This is a genomic window from Tepidiforma sp. (assembly GCF_026419595.1).
In the GTDB taxonomy this organism is placed as follows: Bacteria; Chloroflexota; Dehalococcoidia; order Tepidiformales; family Tepidiformaceae; genus Tepidiforma.
In genome coordinates this window covers 1-562 of the sequence record NZ_JANZZD010000072.1, presented here as the reverse complement: position 1 = coordinate 562, position 562 = coordinate 1, and the positions used below count along the sequence as shown (strand labels likewise).

General features: G+C 71.7%; 1 protein-coding gene. It reads left to right on the top strand.

The features are described 5' to 3' along the window. Positions 1-562 (top strand): carboxyl transferase domain-containing protein (locus N2041_RS14355; RefSeq protein ID WP_297679267.1); only part of this gene is annotated, 562 nt, incomplete at both ends.

The window sequence follows — 562 nt, the reverse complement described above, 5'->3', positions numbered from 1 at the left end:
AATACCTGGCATTTTTCCAGGGCGCGGTGGCGGAATGGCACGCGCTGCCACAGGAGCCGCTGCGGGAGGCGGTGCCGGAAAACCGCCTGCTCGCTTACGATGTGCGCGCGATCGTGGCCCGTCTGTTCGATGCGGACTCGGCGCTGGAACTGCGCGCGGATTTTGGCGGTGCGGTGCTGACGNTCCTGGCGCGGCTGCAGGGCCGGCCGGTGGCGGTGCTGGCCAGCAATCCGGCTGTGCTGGGCGGCGCGATCGACCCGGATGCGGCCGACAAGGCGGCCCGCTTCCTGCAGCTGGCCGATGCGCATGGCCTGCCCGTTGTCGCGCTGATCGACACGCCGGGCTTCATGGTCGGGCCGGAGGTCGAAGCGCGCGCCCAGATTCGGCACGCCAGCCGTCTGTTCGTGGTGGGCGCGCAGCTTGCGGTGCCGTATGTCGCCGTGGTGCTGCGCAAGGGCTACGGGCTGGGCGCGCAGTCGATGGCCGCCGGCGGCTTTCACGCGCCGGTGTTCACCGTGGCCTGGCCCAGCGGCGAGTTCGGCGGCATGGGCCTGGAGGGCGC